The 17,818-nt window shown below is 69.5% G+C and carries 14 protein-coding genes and 4 pseudogenes; 7 read left to right on the forward strand and 11 right to left on the reverse strand.

Annotated features, from left to right (window positions below):
* Nucleotides 1-247 precede the first annotated feature (247 nt).
* Nucleotides 248-328: pseudogene (locus ACWC9R_RS13730) on the reverse strand (sulfite oxidase-like oxidoreductase); the annotation flags it as partial.
* Nucleotides 329-401: 73 nt separating this feature from the next.
* Nucleotides 402-1,061 (reverse strand): LysE family translocator, encoded by a 660-nt coding sequence (locus ACWC9R_RS13735; RefSeq protein ID WP_450731362.1) that lies wholly within the window; start codon nucleotides 1,059-1,061, stop codon nucleotides 402-404.
* A gap of 349 nt (nucleotides 1,062-1,410) precedes the next feature.
* Between ACWC9R_RS13735 and ACWC9R_RS13740 the strand changes: the two genes are divergently transcribed.
* The gene (locus ACWC9R_RS13740) at nucleotides 1,411-2,178 is read left to right on the forward strand and encodes a molybdopterin-binding protein (RefSeq protein ID WP_450731364.1); all 768 of its coding nucleotides are present in this window, start codon (nucleotides 1,411-1,413) and stop codon (nucleotides 2,176-2,178) included.
* On the opposite strand, the gene ACWC9R_RS13745 is transcribed toward ACWC9R_RS13740, so the two are convergent.
* The 3 genes and pseudogenes from ACWC9R_RS13745 to ACWC9R_RS13755 all read right to left on the reverse strand — a co-directional run bounded on the left by ACWC9R_RS13745 (nucleotide 2,063) and on the right by ACWC9R_RS13755 (nucleotide 4,188).
* Nucleotides 2,063-2,710: a pyridoxine/pyridoxamine 5'-phosphate oxidase gene (locus tag ACWC9R_RS13745; RefSeq protein WP_450731366.1), complete on the reverse strand. Its 648-nt coding sequence runs from the start codon at nucleotides 2,708-2,710 to the stop codon at nucleotides 2,063-2,065. The genes ACWC9R_RS13740 and ACWC9R_RS13745 overlap by 116 nt on opposite strands.
* A gap of 168 nt (nucleotides 2,711-2,878) precedes the next feature.
* Nucleotides 2,879-3,234: pseudogene (locus ACWC9R_RS13750) on the reverse strand (molybdopterin cofactor-binding domain-containing protein); the annotation flags it as partial.
* Nucleotides 3,235-3,498: 264 nt separating this feature from the next.
* A complete protein-coding gene (locus ACWC9R_RS13755) occupies nucleotides 3,499-4,188 on the reverse strand; it encodes a FadR/GntR family transcriptional regulator (RefSeq protein WP_450731368.1) in 690 nt (229 codons plus the stop codon).
* A gap of 189 nt (nucleotides 4,189-4,377) precedes the next feature.
* Here ACWC9R_RS13755 and leuA point away from each other — a divergent pair, with 189 nt between their 5' ends.
* Together leuA and ACWC9R_RS13765 are read left to right on the forward strand one after the other, a co-directional pair.
* The gene (gene leuA / locus ACWC9R_RS13760; protein WP_450731370.1) at nucleotides 4,378-6,174 is read left to right on the forward strand and encodes a 2-isopropylmalate synthase; all 1,797 of its coding nucleotides are present in this window, start codon (nucleotides 4,378-4,380) and stop codon (nucleotides 6,172-6,174) included.
* Between the two features lie 26 nt (nucleotides 6,175-6,200).
* Nucleotides 6,201-6,977 (forward strand): ABC transporter ATP-binding protein, encoded by a 777-nt coding sequence (locus tag ACWC9R_RS13765; RefSeq protein WP_450731371.1) that lies wholly within the window; start codon nucleotides 6,201-6,203, stop codon nucleotides 6,975-6,977.
* Between the two features lie 266 nt (nucleotides 6,978-7,243).
* Here the strand turns inward: ACWC9R_RS13765 and ACWC9R_RS13770 are convergent, their stop codons facing one another.
* From ACWC9R_RS13770 to ACWC9R_RS13780, 3 genes are all read right to left on the reverse strand, one after another.
* Entirely contained in the window at nucleotides 7,244-8,527 is a 1,284-nt protein-coding gene (locus ACWC9R_RS13770; RefSeq protein WP_450731373.1) for a tetratricopeptide repeat protein, read from the reverse strand.
* A gap of 511 nt (nucleotides 8,528-9,038) precedes the next feature.
* The gene (locus ACWC9R_RS13775; RefSeq protein WP_450731375.1) at nucleotides 9,039-9,533 is read right to left on the reverse strand and encodes a hypothetical protein; all 495 of its coding nucleotides are present in this window, start codon (nucleotides 9,531-9,533) and stop codon (nucleotides 9,039-9,041) included.
* An 11-nt stretch (nucleotides 9,534-9,544) separates the two neighbouring features.
* Nucleotides 9,545-10,141 (reverse strand): TetR/AcrR family transcriptional regulator, encoded by a 597-nt coding sequence (locus ACWC9R_RS13780; RefSeq protein ID WP_450731377.1) that lies wholly within the window; start codon nucleotides 10,139-10,141, stop codon nucleotides 9,545-9,547.
* Nucleotides 10,142-10,310: 169 nt separating this feature from the next.
* On the opposite strand from ACWC9R_RS13780, the gene ACWC9R_RS13785 reads away from it, so the two are divergent.
* Together ACWC9R_RS13785 and ACWC9R_RS13790 are read left to right on the forward strand one after the other, a co-directional pair.
* Nucleotides 10,311-11,270, forward strand: a complete 960-nt coding sequence (locus ACWC9R_RS13785) for an alpha/beta hydrolase family protein (protein WP_450731379.1) — start codon at nucleotides 10,311-10,313, stop codon at nucleotides 11,268-11,270.
* A gap of 447 nt (nucleotides 11,271-11,717) precedes the next feature.
* Nucleotides 11,718-11,858: pseudogene (locus ACWC9R_RS13790) on the forward strand (RidA family protein); the annotation flags it as partial.
* 60 nt (nucleotides 11,859-11,918) lie between these two features.
* On the opposite strand, the gene ACWC9R_RS13795 reads toward ACWC9R_RS13790, so the two are convergent.
* The 3 genes from ACWC9R_RS13795 to ACWC9R_RS13805 form a co-directional block, all read right to left on the reverse strand.
* Complete coding sequence (locus ACWC9R_RS13795; protein WP_450731381.1) at nucleotides 11,919-12,893, reverse strand: AraC family transcriptional regulator; 975 nt, start codon at nucleotides 12,891-12,893, stop codon at nucleotides 11,919-11,921.
* Between the two features lie 78 nt (nucleotides 12,894-12,971).
* Complete coding sequence (locus tag ACWC9R_RS13800; RefSeq protein ID WP_450731383.1) at nucleotides 12,972-13,913, reverse strand: VOC family protein; 942 nt, start codon at nucleotides 13,911-13,913, stop codon at nucleotides 12,972-12,974.
* 90 nt (nucleotides 13,914-14,003) lie between these two features.
* Entirely contained in the window at nucleotides 14,004-15,131 is a 1,128-nt protein-coding gene (locus tag ACWC9R_RS13805; RefSeq protein ID WP_450731384.1) for an FAD-dependent monooxygenase, read from the reverse strand.
* A gap of 206 nt (nucleotides 15,132-15,337) precedes the next feature.
* On the opposite strand from ACWC9R_RS13805, the pseudogene ACWC9R_RS13810 reads away from it, so the two are divergent.
* Nucleotides 15,338-15,723: pseudogene (locus ACWC9R_RS13810) on the forward strand (site-specific integrase); the annotation flags it as partial.
* Between the two features lie 116 nt (nucleotides 15,724-15,839).
* The gene (locus ACWC9R_RS13815) at nucleotides 15,840-17,402 is read left to right on the forward strand and encodes an FAD-dependent oxidoreductase (RefSeq protein ID WP_450731386.1); all 1,563 of its coding nucleotides are present in this window, start codon (nucleotides 15,840-15,842) and stop codon (nucleotides 17,400-17,402) included.
* Nucleotides 17,403-17,818 lie beyond the last annotated feature (416 nt).

Genomic DNA, 17,818 nt, shown 5'->3' on the forward strand with positions numbered 1-17,818 from the left:
CTGGCTCGCTTTCCGTGAACCGGTCACGGTAGGCCGTGCGATGTAGTTCAAGGGCTGTGGTCTGGTGCGCTTCTGTGGCGAGAAAGTCACGTGCCGCGGAGGTGACCTGGTCGCGGATGTGTTGCTGGTCCGGATGTTGATCATTGAGCAGGTCAAGTGCTGTCGCCAGATCAACGATGGGTTGTAGCGCGTCGGGATAGTCGAGTTCGGCTGCGGACTCCTGATGGATCAGCTTGGCACCGTGTGGGAATCGGGGAACGGGACCGTAGTGGGCGACGGGCCAGCCTTTGGCGAGGCGCTGTCCTGGAGGGAGCGGTCCGGGTCCCACGAAGCTTCCGTCTCCGGTAGTCGTCGGCGCGGTGGCAAGCAGCCCGCAGTCGGATTGTGCCACCGCCGATGCCTCACTCCCCGAGCGCGAGGCGCAATCCAAAGGCGGCGATGACCGTACCGGTGATGCGGTCGAGAACGCGGCGCGCGGCGGGCCGTTGCAGGCGGTCTCGGAGCGCATGCCCGAGGGTGATCAGCACACAGGCCCATATGACGGCCAGAAGGATGTGCACACCGGCCAGGAGTACGCCCGCAGTGAGATGCGGGGCGTCAGCGGGGATGAACTGCGGGAGCACCGCGACGTAGAAGGCGCCCATCTTCGGGTTGAGGAGATTGGTCGCCATTCCCTGGCGCCAGCCGCCGCGCAGGGTGCCGTCGGCGTCCTTCCCGGTCTCGGCCTCGCGGCGACTCCCGGTCGACTGCGGGCACTCATCCACCGAGTGGCGCCAGGTGTCCCACAACAGCCTGCCGCCCATCCACACCAGATACGCGGCCCCGGCCCAGCGCAGCGTCTCGTACGCGAGGTGAGAGGCGGTCAGCAGCGCGGTGACACCGAGCGAGGTGAGCACGCCCCAGACCAGCGTGCCGCTCTGGATTCCGAGGACCACGCCCCAGGCGCGACGACGGCGCCCGAGCGCGGCGGTGCGCAGGATGAGAGCGGTGTCCAGGCCGGGAGTGAGGGTGAGTAGTCCCACCATCAGCGCGAAAGTCCCTAATGCGTCCATGGAGATCATGGGCGATGACCATATGCCGGGAGTCATGGAACATCTACTTTTCTGCCCGAAAGCGGGCAAGAGTTGAGCAGTTTCATCCTCTCTGACCGTGCATCACACCTCACGATGGCGAGTTCGAGACGCTGAGCGATGACACCAGCCGATCTGCCCCGGCGCTCCTCAGGGAGACACCGAAGGACTTGTCCGACGGCGGACCGGCGGACCCACAGGCGAATCGCGGCGACCACGCGGTGCGGCTGATCGACGGCCGCCGGCCCTCACCGGGAGGTGCGGCCACCGGTGAGCCGACCGGAGCACACCGGCAACCTGATACGCCGTCGGGGAAAAGCGACGGCGGCACCCTGGGCGCATGACCCTCCTCGCCGCAGATCCGGTGACCATCTCGCGCCGCGACGTGCCGTGGGCACGGGCGCGCGAACTCACCCACACCGGCCGGCCCGGCCCCGGACGCGTACGCGACGCACTGGGCCCGCTGCTGCCACCGCTGGTCGACACCCTCGGCGGCGAAGTCACCGCCGTACAGCACATCCCCGACCGCCCCGCCGGATCGCCGGCCACCGCCGTGCACACCACTCCGTACGACGCCGACGTGGTCGTGGTCACGGGCTCCACCTCGGTCGGTGCCACCGACAAACTGCGGACGCTTCTTACCGAGTCGGGTGCGCACTGGGTGGTGGACGCGGTCGCCTGCCGTCCCGGCCATCCGCAACTCCTCGCCCAACTCGCGCACGCGCGCTGGATTCTGGGCCTTCCGGGCAAACCGTACGCGACCCTGGCTCCCGCCTACACCCTGCTTGCCGCGCTCCTCGCGGGGCTGACCGGACGTCCGCTGCCTTCCCTGCCCCGTATCCCGCTGAGCGGCGAAGTCCGTACCGCCCCGGGCGGACCTGTCTCACTCCTGTCACCTGGGACGGCGCCACCGCCCGCCCCGTCGGCGGCCACCGCCCCGCGTTTCTGCAGGGTGCCGCTGATCCTGCTCTCCTCAGCCCTCGCGTGGTGGTTCAGGGCCACAGCAGTTCGTGGCGCCAGTCGGTGTGGGGTGTGTCCCTGCGGTAGACGACCCGGTGGTGGACCCGGTCGACGCTCGCCTCCCAGAATTCCACCTCGGTGGGGGTGAGGGCGTAGCGGGTCCAGGCCGGCGGGCACGGTACGTCGCCCGTGTGGAGTGCGTCGAGGCGGGCGAACTCGGTCAGGGCCGCCTGTCGGTCGGGGAGCGGGCCGGGCCGGTGGAGGTGTGCGGCGAGCCGGGAGCCGCGTCCTCTCTCGGCGAAGTCCCGCTCGGAGGCGGGGCGGCCCTGGTCGGCCGCGGTTCCCGTGATCCGTACCTGCCGGCCGACCGACGGCCAGTGGAAGTGCGCCGCCACCCGCGGATTCGCGGCGATGTCGAGGCCCTTGCGGCTGTCGGACGGGGTCGCGAAGAACAGGTGGTCGTCGTCGATGTCCTTGACGATCAGGACCCGGCTGGACGGCGCCCCCGACGCGTCGACCGTGCACAGGCTCATGGCGTGCGGCTCCTGCTGGCCCGCCGCACCCGCCGCGAGAATCCACGCGCCGATCGCGGGCAGGGGGTTGTCCGGCAGGCCGCGCTCCTGGAAGCGGGCGCCACCCACGTCCGCGAAGACCGGAATCGACCTGAGTCTGTCGCGCATTGTCTCGTGCCTGTGCAGGACACTCACCTCTCCCCGTGGCTCTTTCCGTTGCCGAGAAACGAGCTGACAGCCTACTGCCGGCACCGGGAGGGCGGACTACGAACCCACGGGCACGGCAACGCGAGCGGAAGACCCATCTCGTCGACCGGCAACCGGACTTCGCGGCTTCTACGAGGGGCTGTGCTCGCTCGGATGATCCGTCACGCCTGCCTGATGGAGGGCGAGCCAGACCCGGTTCGCGGGTCAGGGGGGAGGCCGGTGAAACGGAGGCCGGTCGCGTCGCGGAGGGCGTTGGTGAAGGCGGGGGCGACCGGGTTGAAGGGGCTCTCGCTCATCGACTTGGCGCCCGGCGGGCCGATCGTGTCCGCCGTCTCCATGAAGTGGACCTCGGTGCGCGGGACATCCGCGTATTGGGGTAGGCGGTAGCGGCGGAAGGCGGCCGTCTCCACCGCGCCGTGCTCGTCGAGGCGGACATGCTCGAAGAGCGTGGCGCCGAGCGCCTGGGCGACACCGCCCTCGACCGCCGCGGCCCCAGGCTCTGCCCGAAGAGGATCACGGGCCCGTCCTCGCGCCATGTGCCAAGCGCTTCGGACACCTCGTCGGCGAGCGCGTCCACATCGGTGCACAGCGAGCCGGGCCGGCGTTCCGCCCGGCCCGGGTAGTGGACGCAGGCAGTCCGCGCGGTGTCGGCCAGTCGCGAGGCGAGGTAGGAGCCCGCGGCCCACGAATGGGAAGAGAGGAGTCGTTGGCTATCGCTTTCCGGATCGACAGCAATCGGACGGCACAGGTCAGATGGCTTGGAGTCGGGTGAGCGTCTGTTTCAGTTCCTCCCGCAGGGTCCGTCCGGCCGCTTCGGCGTCCGCCCGTTCGATGGCCTCCACGAGGAGGGTGTGTTCGTCGTCGCCGTGGTTCGGGTTGTCGGTCCGCAGGTTGAGCAGCTCGACCAGATCGATCAGACCCTGACGCAGTACTGGTACGAACTCGCTGAACAGAGCAATGAGTACGGGGTTATGCGCGGCGGCGACCACGGCCGTGTGCAGGGCGATGTCGGCATCGACGAACTCGGCGTTGCCGGCCTTCGCGGCGTCACGGCGCTGAGCCAGGGCCGCATTGAGCGCGGTGAGGTCATCGTCCGTGCGGCGCTGCGCGGCCATCTGAGCGGCCTCGACCTCGATGAGCATGCGGACTTCGTAGACGTCGGTGACGGCCGCCCGGCGCAGCTGGGTGGGCCAGTCCTCCGTGGGCTTGGTGGCGATGACGAAGACCCCGGCGCCTTGGCGTGCCTGCACCAGTCCCGCGCCGGCGAGCGCGCGCAGCGCTTCGCGAACGGTTGAGCGGCCTACGCCGAGGATTTGGGCGAGGGCGTTCTCACCCGGGAGTTTCGTTCCGACGGTCCACTCACCCTTGGTGATCTGCTCGCGCAGGCGTTCAGTGGCTTGCTCGACCAAGGGGGTCGGCCGCAAAGCGCCTAGTGGCATGCGACGTTCACCTTCTCTTTTTACTTCTCAGGTTGTCTGAGGTGTTCAGCTGTGGTTACTGTACCCGGCATGTCGCTGTGCGAGCTCCTTCTTCTCGGTTGCCGCTGCGGGGTCTGACGGACCGGCACCCCGCAGCGGGTGTCGGGCTGCGCCGGTCGCCGGACAACTGACTGAAGGACGTTCTGCACCATGGCTTCATCCCAGATCCAGGTTTTCCCCACGCTGCGCACCCCGTCCGGGCCCGTTCCCGCGGATGCTCCCGCGTGGAACCCGCAGCGGCCGAGCGCGATGCCGCACCAGCGCTACCAACCGGCGCACGCTCGGGTGGCCCTGCCGCTGACGGACCGGAGCTGGCCGTCGCGCCGGCTCGAACAGGCTCCCCTGTGGGTACCCGTCGATCTGCGTGACGGCAACCAGGCGCTGGCCGAGCCGATGGACACCGAGCGCAAGCGCCGGATGTTCGACCTGATGGTCACGATGGGCTATAAGGAGATCGAGGTCGGCTATCCCTCCGCCAGTCAGACCGACTTCGACTTCGTACGCCATCTGGCCACCAGCGACGCGGTGCCCGACGACGTGACCATCTCCGTCTTCACCGCCGCCCGTGCCGACCTGATCGACCGCACCGTCGCCTCCGTCGAAGGACTTCCCCGCACCGTCGTGCACCTCTACACCGCCACCGCTCCGACGTGGCGGAACGTGGTCCTGGGACGTTCTCGCGCCGAGCTCCAGGGGTTGATCCTGGAAGCCGCCACCTACCTGATGCGGCGTGCCGAGGAGCGGTCTGGGGCCGATATCCGGTTCGAGTTCTCCCCCGAGGTCTTCAACCTCACCGAACCGGACTTCGTCCTGGACGTCTGCAACAGCGTGTCGGAGCTGTGGCAGGCTTCCCCGGACCGGCCGGTGATCCACAACCTGCCGGCGACGGTGGAGATCGCCACCCCCAACGTGTACGCGGACCAGATCGAGTACATGGACCGCCATCTGGCGCGGCGTGATGGGGTGATCCTTTCCGTGCACCCCCACAACGACCGAGGTACCGGGGTTGCCTGCGCCGAACTGGCCGTCCTGGCAGGGGCGCAGCGGGTGGAGGGCTGTCTGTTCGGCAACGGTGAGCGGACCGGCAACGTCGACCTGGTCACGCTGGCGCTCAACCTGTACGCACAGGGAGTCAATCCCATGATCGACTTCTCCGACATCGACGCCGTGCGCGAGGTGGTGGAGCATGGCAACCGGCTGCCCATCCACCCTCGCCACCCCTACGTCGGCGACCTCGTCCACACCGCCTTCTCCGGAACCCACCAGGACGCCATCTCCAAGGGCATGGCGCACCACGTCAAGCAGGCTGCCGAACAAGGCATTTCGCCCGAGGAGGCTCCCTGGGCGGTGCCATACCTGCCCATCGACCCGGGTGACATCGGCCGTACCTACGAGGAAGTCATCCGCATCAACTCCCAGTCCGGCAAGGGCGGCATCGCCCATCTGCTCCACGCCCACCACGGCCTGGACCTGCCCAAGGCGATGCGCCCGGACTTCTCCCGTACGGTGCAGCAAGCCACCGACGCCAGCGGACAGGAGCTCTCGCACGAGGACCTGTGGAAGCTCTTCGACACCACTTACATCGCCCCGGCCCAGAGCGGTCCGGTCACGTTGAGTTCTTGGAGCACCACCGAAACCGAGCCCGGCGAGCATCAGTTCACCTGTGTACTCACCGAGAACGGGCAGGACCGCTCGCACCAGGGCACCGGCAACGGACCGCTGTCGGCGCTGGCCCACGCCCTCGGCGGGGCAGGCATCACCGTCGACATCCTCAACTACGCCGAGCACGCCACCGCCGCGGGGCCCGGCAGCCCTGCCGTCGCCTACGCCGAGTGCCGGGTGGACGGGACCACGTGCTGGGGAGCCGGGTGGGACACCTCCATTCTCGCCGCGTCGGTCCACGCCGTCCTGTCAGCCGTCAACCGAGCCGGGCAGGCCGAACGGTGAGCGGCTCCCGATCCTCCGTACTCCGCGTGGACGGTGTCGACCTCGTCCGCGACGGCAATCCGATCCTGAACGATGTGTCGTTGACCGTACGGCCGGGTGAGCACTGGGCGCTGCTCGGTGCCAACGGCGCCGGCAAGAGCACCCTGCTCAGCCTCCTGGGGGCACGTGCCCACCCCACCAAGGGCACCGTGGAGGTCTTGGGCCACCAGCTGGGCCGTGTCGACCTGCGCCAACTTCGGTCCTACGTAGGGCATGTGGACCCCCGCCACGGACCGGGGTCGCCGCTGAAGGTTCGGGACGTCGTGCTGACCGGGCTGACCAACACCATCGAACCTGTCCCTCGGTGGAGTCCGACGCCCGAGCAGGCCGCCAGTGCCGACCGACTCATCGAGCTGCTCGGTCTCGGTGACCGTCGTGACGCGCGATGGCCCACCTTGTCTCAGGGGGAGCGTGGCAGGGCTCTGATCGCCCGCGCGCTCATGCCCAGTCCGCGGTTGCTGCTGCTGGATGAGCCCGCGACGGGACTGGATGTCGCCGGCCGGGAGCAGCTCATCGAGCGGATCGACACGCTCCAGCACACCTACCCGGAGCTGTCGTCGGTTCTGGTCACCCACCACCTCGAGGAGCTTCCTCCCGGTACGACGCACGCCATGCTGCTGAGAGACGGGCGCTGTCTGGCCTCGGGGCCGGTCTCCGAGGTCCTGACCAGTGATCAGGTCGGCAAGTGCTTCGACCACCCGCTCCACCTCACCCGCGCCGATGGCCGGTGGAGTGTGCGGACACGCCGGCCCGCCAGGCCGTAACCGGACCGCACCGCGGTCGGGAGGTCGGCCACTGAATGCCCCGTCATGCCGCGGTTCACCTCCGCTCGCGCGGAGACCACCAGCCCGTGCCGCCCTTGTTGGTCACCTCGACCCACCTCCGCTCGCGCGGAGACGGCCGAGATGACCAGGCCGTGGTGGGCAAGGCTCCACTGCAGCTCGGATGCCTTCCAGATGCCTGGACGTGTAATGGTGGGGTCGGGTATTGGAACTGTCCGAATGCCTGGTCGGCTCGCCCTTGGGGCGGGTCAAATTGGGTCGTTATGGGCTGCGGACAGGTCGTGAGCTTCACGGAGGGTCTCACCTGCCGTCGAGTTCGCGCCGACGACCAGGTGCCCGATTGCTTGGTCAGTCAGCGATCGGATCAAGCGTCGCGGACCGTTGTTCGGGCGAGCGGCGAGAAGCTGGCGTTCGAGGGCGACGCTTTCAGTCAGCGCGGGGAGGACCTTCTCGGTGAACTGCTGCGGGATGCAGTTGAAGGCGACCGATTGGCGGATGCTGCGGCGGCGCAGGAGAGTCCCGACCTCGGTCAACTGTGCGGGATCGAGTGTGGACCGGTCTCCGGTCGCGGAGATCGCGTCGTCGATGGCCTCGCGTCCAGCGCGGTAGGCCTGCCGGACGCTGAAGGACCACCAGTTGAAGCTCACGCCGAGTACTGGCTGGAGGGCCTGGGGATCTGGGCTGACGCCGATCGGGATCGTCCGGCCGCCGCTGATGCGCTCGTCTCGGGCGCCGGACCTGGCGAACAATGAGGCCTGGACGGCCTGTTGGAATCCGAAGTTCCCGCGGTCGCCTTCGGGCGGAAGCAGGTCGCAGGCGACGATGGCTTCGTCCAGGAGCTTGCTGGCTTCGCGCGGATGCCCCGTGTCGGTGAACCGGGGTGAGACACCAGCGAGCCAGATCGCCAGTCCAGGCAGACGCCGGGGATCGGCTGCGGTCATGAGGCGCTTGAGCTGGAGCGCGTCGCGTTCGATCTCCAGGCTTGCGTCGGTCTGCCCGGCCAGATCGAGGTAGATCGCCAGATCGAGTAGCGACCACACGACGCCATTAGGTGAGGGGTAGCCTCCAGGGCCTTCCGTCGCGCGGTAAAGGTCGACCACCTCCCGTTGAGCGGTAACGGCCCGTTCGAACTGGCCGGCCTCGGCAAGGCCGTGAGCGAACGCGCCGAGGATCTTTATCTCCTTGTCTCCGTCCTCGCGTTGACGGTTCAGCTGCCGGGCAAGTGTTGCGGCCTCGGTTTTCGCGGCCAAGGAACGATCATCGGCGTGCGCAAGCGAGTACTGCTTGCCGAGCGAGGAGATCGCATGCGTGGCGGCTGCGAGGTGTTCTTCGAATCCGTCGGCGAGGAGGCCCCGATAGATTCCGGCGGCTTCCTCGAAATACGGGATGCGCGCAGAGGGCCGCTCGCGATCGATTCGCCATCCGAACTCCAGCAGGCGCCGGGCCAGAACCGGCCCACCGGTGCTCGGCTCCTCAAGAGCCAACTTCCGTGCCTCGGCGATCGACTCCTCGGTGACCGGTTCACTCCTCATCGAAGCCCTCCTTCGCTGTTGCGCAACTGGTGGTCGGGGAATCTGTGACATCGGCCTGCCCCAGCCGGCGGCCGACGTCAGTGGCGTAGGCGCCCCAGTCCCCGGCCGCGGCCGCGGCTCGCTGCCATGTGACGGCGACGGTGATGTCGATGCCGAGGGTACGGGCGAGAACAGCGGTGGGGAGTTCGGCGGCGAGCTGGAACAGGGCGGTCGAGCGGGTCTCCGAGGGTTCGATGCCGAGCTTGCGGAGCCGTTCCCCAATGGCCCAGACGTAACGGACATCGGCTCACCTCCGCCTTCGTGGAGAGGACGCCATCTGCGGCCTCACCCTTGCCACCTGGCGCGGTTCACCTCCGCCTGCGCGGAGAGGACAGGGCTTGGGCGGCGGTGTCGGCGGCCGATTCCGGCCCACCTCCGCTCGCGCGGAGACCACGGATGCGTGACCCGCAGCGCCCGCCGCCGCCCGGCTCAACGACGCCGGGCCCGGGGGAATCGCTCGTATCGCTGCCCTCTATGCCGAGATCCTCAAGGGGCTGGACGTCTCCGGGCCACCGGCCGAGGCTAAAGGCCCGCGGCGGGGAAGTCGGTGTCCGGCGCCTTGGCGCCCGTTGGCCCAAAGGCGTTGGATGCGTACGGCAGGGGAGGGGCTGTCGGGCGACTTGACGAAGAAGTCCTTGAGGTACTTATCGGCCTCGTTGGTGCTGGTGGAGTCGATGAACCGTACGCCCCTGTTGAACTCGTCGTCGCTGAAGGGGTCCGAGTGTAGGTGGCGGAGTTCCGAGAGCTGGCCGTCGGTCAGCTTGGATGTCCATTTGTCCACGCGGCGGGCGCCGTTGGGCATGCCCGGCGCTGCGACGTCCTGCGGGATGAGGTAGCCGGGGTCGTCCCCGCCCTCCGCCAACGGCACCCCGGCTTCTGCTGCGCGCGCCTCGGGGAGAGGTGCGGCCACCAGCTTTAAGGAGGGCAGCGCGTCCACGGGAGCGCTATCGGCCTTGATCGGTTCCATGATCAACGGCATCAGGATGTCTGCGGTCGCTGGAGTCCCCGGAGGAGGAGGGCGATCAGGCGTCGGGGGTCGTATCGGGGGTCGTTGTCGCGTCCGATGCATAGGTTGCCGATGCCGCGCATCAGCTCGTAGGGCTGTGTGCCGGGCTTGATGTCGCCGGACTCGACCGCGGCGTCGAGCAGTTGGGCGCAGACGGGCAGCAGGCGGTCGAGGAAGTAGGCGTGCAGCGCGGCGAAGCGGTCGCTGTCGGACTGCAGGGCGTCGGCGAGGCCGTGCTTGGTGACGAGGAAGTCGACGAAGAGGTCGATCCATTGGTGCAGTGCGTCGAGCGGGGAGTCGGCGCTGGCCAGCAGGTTCGGGCCGGCTTCGGCGCATGCCGCGATCTGGTGCTGGTACACGGCGGTGACGAGGTCCGCCCTGGTCGGGAAGTGGCGGTAGATCGTGGCCATCCCTACGCCCGCCTGGGTGGCGATCTGGCGGATCGGCGCGTCAACGCCGGAGGTGACGAACACCCCGGCTGCGGCGGTGAGCACCGTCTCCCGGTTGCGCTGAGCGTCGGCCCGCTTGCTTCGGGACGGCGAATCCGCTGCGGGACCCTCGGCGGTCATCACGTTCTCCTTCGACACCGATTGACAAAACGGAGCGGTGCTCCAGATACTAAATGGAGCAGCGTTCCGTTTCAGCTTAGCCGAAACGGGACGCCTCGGACCGCCTTGTCCGCCCGCCGGCCGCAGGAGACTGGCGGGCGGCAGGCACCACCGAAAGGGAACCCACGCCGTGAGCACATCCACTACCGCCGACACCTTGGGCGCGCCCGTGCCGGTCCTGTCCTTCAGCCCCGTAGTCCTGTCCGTGCCCGGACGTCCCGTGGATCTCCAGGTACGTGTCTCCGCACCCGCGACCGGAACCAGCCTCCCCGTCATCCTTCTCTCCCATGGTCACGGCCGCTCGAACAACCTCTCCTCGCTCAACGGCTACGGGCCGCTCGCCAACTTCTGGGCAGCCCACGGATTCGTCGTCGTCCAGCCCACCCACCTCACCTCCAGCACACTGGCCCACCTGGTCGCCGACGCCCCCGGCGCACCCGACTTCTGGCGCTCCCGCGCCGAGGACATGAGCCACCTCCTCGACCGGCTCGACGTGATCGAGAACGCCGTGCCGCAGCTCGCCGGACGGATCGACCCCGCCAAGGTCGCCCTCGCCGGACACTCGCTCGGCGGCTTCACCACCGCCCTCCTGCTGGGTGCCGGGCTCACCGACCCCGATACCGGGAACGTGGTGCGCCTCGTCGAGCCCCGGATCAAGGCGGGCGTACTGCTCGCCGCCCCCGGCAGGGGCGGCGACGTCCTCAACGGGCCCATGGCCGAGCAGTGGCCGATCATCGGAGCCGTCGACTTCTCCACCATGACCGCACCCGCACTGGTCGTCGCCGGCGACAAGGACGACTCCCGGCACTTCACGGACATGGGACCGGACTGGCACGCCGACCCCTACACCCTCGCCCCCGGCCCCAAAACCCTGCTCACCCTGTTCGACGCGGAACACGGACTCGGCGGGATCGCCGGATACGACGCCGCCGAGACCACCGACGAGAACCCCGAGCGAGTCGCCGCCCTCGCCCAGCTCACCGCGGCCTACCTCCACACCCAACTCCACCCCGGCGCCCCTACCTGGCAGACCACCTGCGAGGCACTGACGACCGGACCCGACCCAGTAGGACACGTCGAATCCAAGTAGCCCCGCAGCCACGAGTGTGGTCGGCCACGTGGGCGAGGACGGCCCGCGCGTGCTCCCACTGCCTCGGCACCGTCAGCAGGCGGGCCAGCGCCGGCCCCTCGCTGCCTGCACTGGGGCACGGGGGGCGGCCTGCTCGGCGCGCCATGCCTCCAGCCACAGATGGACATCGCCGATGACTTCGGCCCAGGTGATGAAGGCCCGTGCCGTGCGCTCGTGCAGGTCGGCAAGCACTCCCAGGTCGGGTTCAGTGTGCTGCTGGTAGGTGCGGAGGAGGCGCTGGCGCGGTTCACCTCCGCCCGCGCGGAGAGGCCTCGCGGACGTAGCGGCGGACGGTCTCCAGGTACGGCTCACCTCCGCCTTCGCGGAGAGCACGTCCACCTCGATCGATGGCCGCCGCCCGCGCCGGCCGAAACGAGCACGGCGTCACCATCCGTCACGTCCCATGGGCCCCTGCTCCCGGAGGGGGGCACCCGGGCCGCCGACAGGATGGGAATCACCCCCGTCCCGCCGGCCACGCTGCCGGGCGTAGCGGCACTGGACATCCCCGAGCACTTGGTCGAGATCGAAGCTACTGCGGTCCTCGACTGAACGGCTGGCGTCACGCCTTGGCGCGGAACCCTGACCACCACCAGTTCCAGGGGCGGTTTGCTACCGGCGGGCAGCCGTTTCGGAGGGCAGTTCGTCGAAGCGGTCGCGGTACTCGGCGGCGAAGCGGCCCAGGTGGGAGACGCCCCACCGATAGGCGATGGTGCTGACGTGATCGGTGGAGGTGAGGATGTCCTCGCGGATACGGTCCAGTCGCAGATTGCGCACGTAGGTGAGGGGAGACAGTCCGAGTTGGGTGCGGAATGCGGAGCTGACGGTCCGTGGGCTGCAGTCTGCGGAGGCGGCAATGCCGCTGAGGGTGAGGCGTTCCGAGAGGTTCGTTTCGACGAAGGAGAGAGCCGCGCGTAACGAGCGCGGGTGACTGGGCTGAGGGCCGTCCCGAAGCTCGCCGGTGTGCGTATGGGGCTGGGCCAGCAGCAGGGCGGTGGCAATGCACCGCAGCTGGCTGCGCGGCAGCTCCGCACGCTGGAACAAGGGGTCTCCTGAGTCCAGCTGCTCCACGAGGGAATGCACCAGCAGCCGCACCGCCCGGCCCTTGGGTTCGGCCAGGTCCAGGGCGAAGTCGAAGCGTACGGTGGATGTCGGCAGTTGCCCGGTGAGCGCGGCGAACTCCTGGTCGACGAGGGCGGCATCGATCCGCAGACCCAGAAAACGCGTCCGGCTGCGAGCGGGGCGCAGCTCCTGAGTGTCTCCGGGGTTGACGACTCCTGCGGTGGCCTTGTCGAGGATCGCGTGCAGGCTGCCGCAGGTCGCCGCGATAGCGCCGGAAACACCTATGTTGACGAAGTAGGAGCGGCGGCGGCCGGCCGCCGAAGCGACGCGGACGTCGAGTGGCGAGGCGAAGTAGCCGACCGCGAAGTCGGAGGCGGCGACGCCGCGCAGTTCGTGCTCTCCGTTGGCCAGGCCGTCCAGCGGAGAGGTGGTGATCGAGCCGCCGAACAGTCGGGTGGCAGCGTTGAGCAGATCGACCGGGTTCCGAGATTTGGTGATGCGGAACGTGTGCAGGGGAGTGGTCACAGCTTCACGCGTAGACGACGGCGTCATGGTGGGAACTCCTTTTGCGGCCGGATGTTGGCCATCTCGGTCCGAGAACGCTCAGATCGGCGGGGCGACGAACAGCCCGGGGTCGACGTCATTGTGGGACTTGGCGGCAATGTCTTCGTTCATCTCGTTGGCCGTGCCCCACTGGTCGGCGTTGGCCGGGTCCGTCAGGTCGAAGAGGTGCGGATGCCAGGTGTCCTCGTCCACGACTTCGAGCTCGGTGGTGTACTCGACGGTGTTGCCCGCCCGGTCGAGGTAGTAACTGAAGGAGTTGTCACCGGCGCGGTGCCGGCCCGGACCCCACAGGCGCTCGATGCCCAGTCGCTGCATCCGGCCCGTGCCGCGCAGGAACTCGTCCACCCCGCGCATCTCGAAGGACGCGTGGTGGAAGGCCGCATGCGGGCCGCGGACGATACCGAAGCTGTGGTGGTAGGTGTTGCAGCGCAGGAACCACATCATCTCGCCGCGGCCGCCGATGCACAGGGTGTCCGAGAGCCGGAAGCCGAGGTGCTTGATGTACCAGGCCACCGTGGCTTCGGGGGTGGGCGAGTTCATCAGCACATGCGACAGCCGCACGGGGATGGACTCCCGTGCCTCGATCGTGCGGTGCCGGCGTGGGGTGACGTCGGCGGAGACCTCCACCACACGGCCCTCGTTGTCGAAGAAACGGACCGCATAGCCGCCTCCGGGAGTGTCCAGCACCTTCGGTTCCCGCACCAGCCTCACACCCTGCGCGATCAACTGCGCGGCCAGGGCGTCGACATCGGCGGGGTGGGCGGCACCGAAGGCGATGAGGTCGGTGCGCTTCTGCTGGTCCTCGCGCAGCCGTACCACGTACGGCTCCGGGGAGCCTTCGGCCGCCAGGAACGAGACACCCGTGTCTCCGGCGGTCTCCGTCAGACCCCATAACTCGTTGTAGAACTGGCGCTGTTCGGAGAAGTTCGGCATGGCGACATCGATATGCCGCAGGTGGGTGATCAAGCTTGTTTCGCTCATCGGTCACTCCTCGTATGGGGCGGATCGGCTGAGGTGTTCGGTCAGCCGGTCGATGACGGTGGGCATCGACGGTGGGCATCGGATGGAGGGTTACGCGGGCTCGGCCATCTGCTGGTGACATGCGCTGACCAGCGGGTACGCCTCGTGGTGACGCTGTGCCTGCTCCAGGCCGACGATCGCCACCGAGGTCTGAACGAGCGTGCGGCATCGCCGTGCACGCCGGTTGACGAACGACTCAAGTCCCGCGCCGACCGACTCGTGACACGCGAGTTCGTGGGCCAGCACGAGCCCGTCCTCGATCGCCAGGGCCGCGCCGCTGGCCATCTGAGGTGCCGGCGCATGCGCGGCGTCACCGATGACGACGCCGTTTCCGCGGTTCCAGGCACCCGCCAACAGCGCCGTCCGGACCGGGCGGCGTACCACCGACGCCGACGCGGACACCAGAGGGCGGATCTCCTTCACTCGTCCCGGGAAGGCCCCAAGGAGCTGCCGCAGACGCGGGGCGAGTTCGGCATCGGGCAGGGGGCTGTGTCCTACTCCGTTCTCCGTGAGGAACACGTACGCCTGGCTGCCCGAGATGGGGATGAGTCCAGCTGTGTTGACCTCGCCGGCGAACTGATGGATACACGTGGCCCACGGCGGACGCGGCACCAGGGCCCGCCAGACCATCTGCCCGTGGTAGTCGAGCGAGGTCGCCAAGCCCAGCAGGGCCCGGACCGACGAGCGGATGCCATCCGCGCCCACCAGCAGCGCGAACTGCCGGACCGTCCCGTCCGAGAACCGCACACGGACGAACTCCTGCTCCTGGTCCACCGCCGCGACCGTCATCCCGTAGTGCACCACCACCCCACTCCGCTCGGCCGTCTCCCGCAGGACCCGGTGCAGTACGGGGCGCGCCATGCCGACCATCGCCGGCCGCTCCGCGCCGAGCAGACGCGGCAACTGGACCAGGTCCGCAGACTCGCCGTTCACGTCCACATGTGTGATGCCGGCCATCCCGTAGCCCTCGGCCAGACACCTGTCCGCGAGTCCCAACTCGTCCAGCGCGCGCAGTGCAGGGCCGGTCAGGCACAGCCCCCATCCCGACGTCGCCGTCGCCGGGGCGGCCTCGGCGATCTCGACGCGCCACCCCCTGCGCGCCAGGGCCGACGCCGCCGTCAGACCGGCGACACCCGCACCCACGATCACGGCCGTCCGCGCACCGCGGCAGCTCTTCATCTACGCCTCCTGAGCACCGAATTCACCGGAACCCTAGAAGCCGCCGCGGCTCCGCCCTGTCCGTATCGGGAGGCGACTATCCGCTTCCGGCAATCGATGAATGGCGGTGGCACCCCTCGCGGCCACCGCGTTGGCCCGGCGGCGGCATGGGGATTTCGAAGTGGACCGTGACGACGCCGGGGCCGTGTTCGCCGGTGGTACGGGCGTCCGGCTCACCTCCGCTCCTGCCCCGGCGGCTCAAGGGCCGTGCCCGCGGGCCGGTGTTCGTCACCCACCGCCGTCCGGGGCCGGGCAAGGTCGTCAGCCCCCGCGACGTCTGCCCGGACACCGGGCCGGCCAGGCTGTCGTACGGGCAGGCCCGGGCACCGCTGGGCGAGCACACTGCCTTCCGCGGTCCCGGTACGGGCTGGGACCTCCACGAATACCGGCACTCCGCCCTGACCCACCTCGGCGAGCAGGGCTCGTCGCTCCTGATACTCATGGCGAAGTCCCGGCACAAGAAGCCGGAGAACGTCCGCCGCTACTTCAAGCCGTCCCCAGAGGCGATCGCCGACTCACGAGCCTGCTCGCTTGCGGCGACAACAGCCGATGAGCCTCGTTCCTTGATCGTTCTCAGCGTCTGTGCCGGCCCCATCTTCCTCGCGGGGCCGGTCCCTTGACACCGCGGCGCCTTTTTGGCCTCTTCGGCCCTCGGTCATAGTCGGCGCCATGGACTATGACGTAGTGGTGGCCGGAGGCGGCCCGGTCGGACTGATGCTGGCCTGCGAGCTCCGGCTCGGAGGTGCGCGGGTGGCCGTCCTGGAGCGCCTCACCGAAGTGAACCCGACGATCAAGGGCGGGGCGATCACCACGCCCAGCGCCGAGGCGCTCTACCGCCGGGGCATGCTGCCCGCGCTGGCCGAGGTGCAGCGGCAGGCGATGGACCGCTTCCAGTCGTTCCTGCGCGAACGGAACGGCGGGGACGGAGGTGTTGCCGCGGGCCAAGGGCTCGGGATCGTCGGGCACTTCGCCGGAATCATGCTGCGCGCCGACCTGGTCGACCGTACGGAGCCGGGCCTCGGCGACGCCGGACCCGCTGCCGAGATCGCTTTCGTGGCGCAGCAGGACATCGAGCGGCTGCTCGGCGGGCGGGCGGACGAGCTCGGCGTCGACGTGCGCCGGGGAGTGGAGCTGACCGGCTTCGACGCGGACGACGGGGCCGTCACCGTGCGGACCAGCCACGGGGCCCTACGCGCCGGCTGGCTCGTGGGCTGCGACGGCGGCCGCAGCGCGGTCCGCAAGCTCGCGGGGTTCGAATTTCCCGGTACGGAACCGGAGATCACCTGTCACCAGGCGGTCGTGGAGATGACCGGCGCCGAGGACCTGAAGGTCGGCTGGACCGCCACGGACACCGGGGTGTACGCCCACGGGCCGATGCCGGGCCGCGTCGTCACCGTGGAGTTCGACGGCCCGCCGGCCGACCGGGACGCGCCGGTCACCACCGAGGACCTCCAGGCGCGGCTGCGCCGCGTATCCGGCGTGGACGTCACGATCACCGGGGTGCGGACCGCGACCCGCTTCACCGACCACGCCCGTCAGGTCACCGAGTACCGCAAGGGCCGGGTGCTGCTGGCGGGCGACGCGGCGCACGTGCACTCCGCGTTCGGGAGCCAGGGGCTGAGCCTGGGTATCGGGGACGCGATGAACCTCGGCTGGAAGCTCGCCGCGGTGATCGGCGGCCGGGCGCCGGAAGGGCTGCTGGACACGTACACCTCCGAGCGGCACCCGGTCGGTGCGTGGGTCCTGGACTGGACCCGGTCCCAGGTCGCGGCCATGCGCCCGGACCCGCAGTCCCGGGCCCTGCGCGAGATCGTCAGCGACCTGGCGGGGACGGTCGGGGGCACCACGTACCTCACCTCGCGGCTCAACGGTGGCGGGGTGCGGTACGAGCTGCCGGGCGAGCACCCGCTGACCGGCCGCAGCACCCCGGACCTCGAACTCACCGACGGCAGCCGCCTCGCGGACCACCTCCACGGCGGCCGGGCGCTCCTGCTCGACCTCACCGACGACCCGGAATTCCGGGCCCTCGCTGCGGGGTATGCCGGCCGCGTCGACACCCTGACGGCCGGTTGTCCGTCCCGCCCGGAACTAGCGGCGGTCCTCGTCCGTCCGGACGGCTTCACGGCCTGGGCAGCCGACGCGGGGGCGGAGGCGCTGACGTCGACGGCCGGGCTGGCGGAGGCGCTGGAGGAGTGGTTCGGAGTGCCAGAGGGTGCCGTGACGCCGGGCTGATCCGTCGCTCTGCTGACTGACTCGAACCACGAGCCGATCCCACCCACGGCCGCCGCACCCGCCCCGTGTGGCGGCCGCCCGCACCCGAGTCCCGGCCCAGCGGCAGGCCGGAACTCTCACCGGCGGCCTACCGCACCCGCCTCCGCGCTCAGGTGGAGCTTGGTGGTGAACCCGCCGCGCGAGCGGCCCAGTCCCTCACCTCCCGCACTACCTTCACCCGCGGGCCGTGAGGGCTCTGCCACGCGGTTTCACCCTGGTGTTCCGGCTGTGCTCCTCTCGCGGTGCGCGTGAAGGTGCCAGGAAGGGGGCCGGGATGCCAGACCAACCAGGCAGGGCCGATGTGCTGCGACCTCACAGGCGCTCTGGCCGCCGTGGTCATCCCAGGAGGGTGCGACTACGCATTGTCGCTGGGAGGG

Source organism: Streptomyces sp. NPDC001219 (assembly GCF_053597915.1).

Bases quoted from the DNA above. Each gene is read 5' to 3' on its own strand.
- ACWC9R_RS13735 (WP_450731362.1), bottom strand. From the start codon at position 1,061: ATGATCTCCATGGACGCATTAGGGACTTTCGCGCTGATGGTGGGACTA.
- ACWC9R_RS13740 (WP_450731364.1), top strand. From the start codon at position 1,411: ATGACCCTCCTCGCCGCAGATCCGGTGACCATCTCGCGCCGCGACGTG.
- ACWC9R_RS13745 (WP_450731366.1), bottom strand. From the start codon at position 2,710: ATGCGCGACAGACTCAGGTCGATTCCGGTCTTCGCGGACGTGGGTGGC.
- ACWC9R_RS13755 (WP_450731368.1), bottom strand. From the start codon at position 4,188: ATGCCACTAGGCGCTTTGCGGCCGACCCCCTTGGTCGAGCAAGCCACT.
- leuA (WP_450731370.1), top strand. From the start codon at position 4,378: ATGGCTTCATCCCAGATCCAGGTTTTCCCCACGCTGCGCACCCCGTCC.
- ACWC9R_RS13770 (WP_450731373.1), bottom strand. From the start codon at position 8,527: ATGAGGAGTGAACCGGTCACCGAGGAGTCGATCGCCGAGGCACGGAAG.
- ACWC9R_RS13775 (WP_450731375.1), bottom strand. From the start codon at position 9,533: ATGGAACCGATCAAGGCCGATAGCGCTCCCGTGGACGCGCTGCCCTCC.
- ACWC9R_RS13780 (WP_450731377.1), bottom strand. From the start codon at position 10,141: ATGACCGCCGAGGGTCCCGCAGCGGATTCGCCGTCCCGAAGCAAGCGG.
- ACWC9R_RS13800 (WP_450731383.1), bottom strand. From the start codon at position 13,913: ATGAGCGAAACAAGCTTGATCACCCACCTGCGGCATATCGATGTCGCC.
- ACWC9R_RS13805 (WP_450731384.1), bottom strand. From the start codon at position 15,131: ATGAAGAGCTGCCGCGGTGCGCGGACGGCCGTGATCGTGGGTGCGGGT.
- ACWC9R_RS13815 (WP_450731386.1), top strand. From the start codon at position 15,840: ATGGACTATGACGTAGTGGTGGCCGGAGGCGGCCCGGTCGGACTGATG.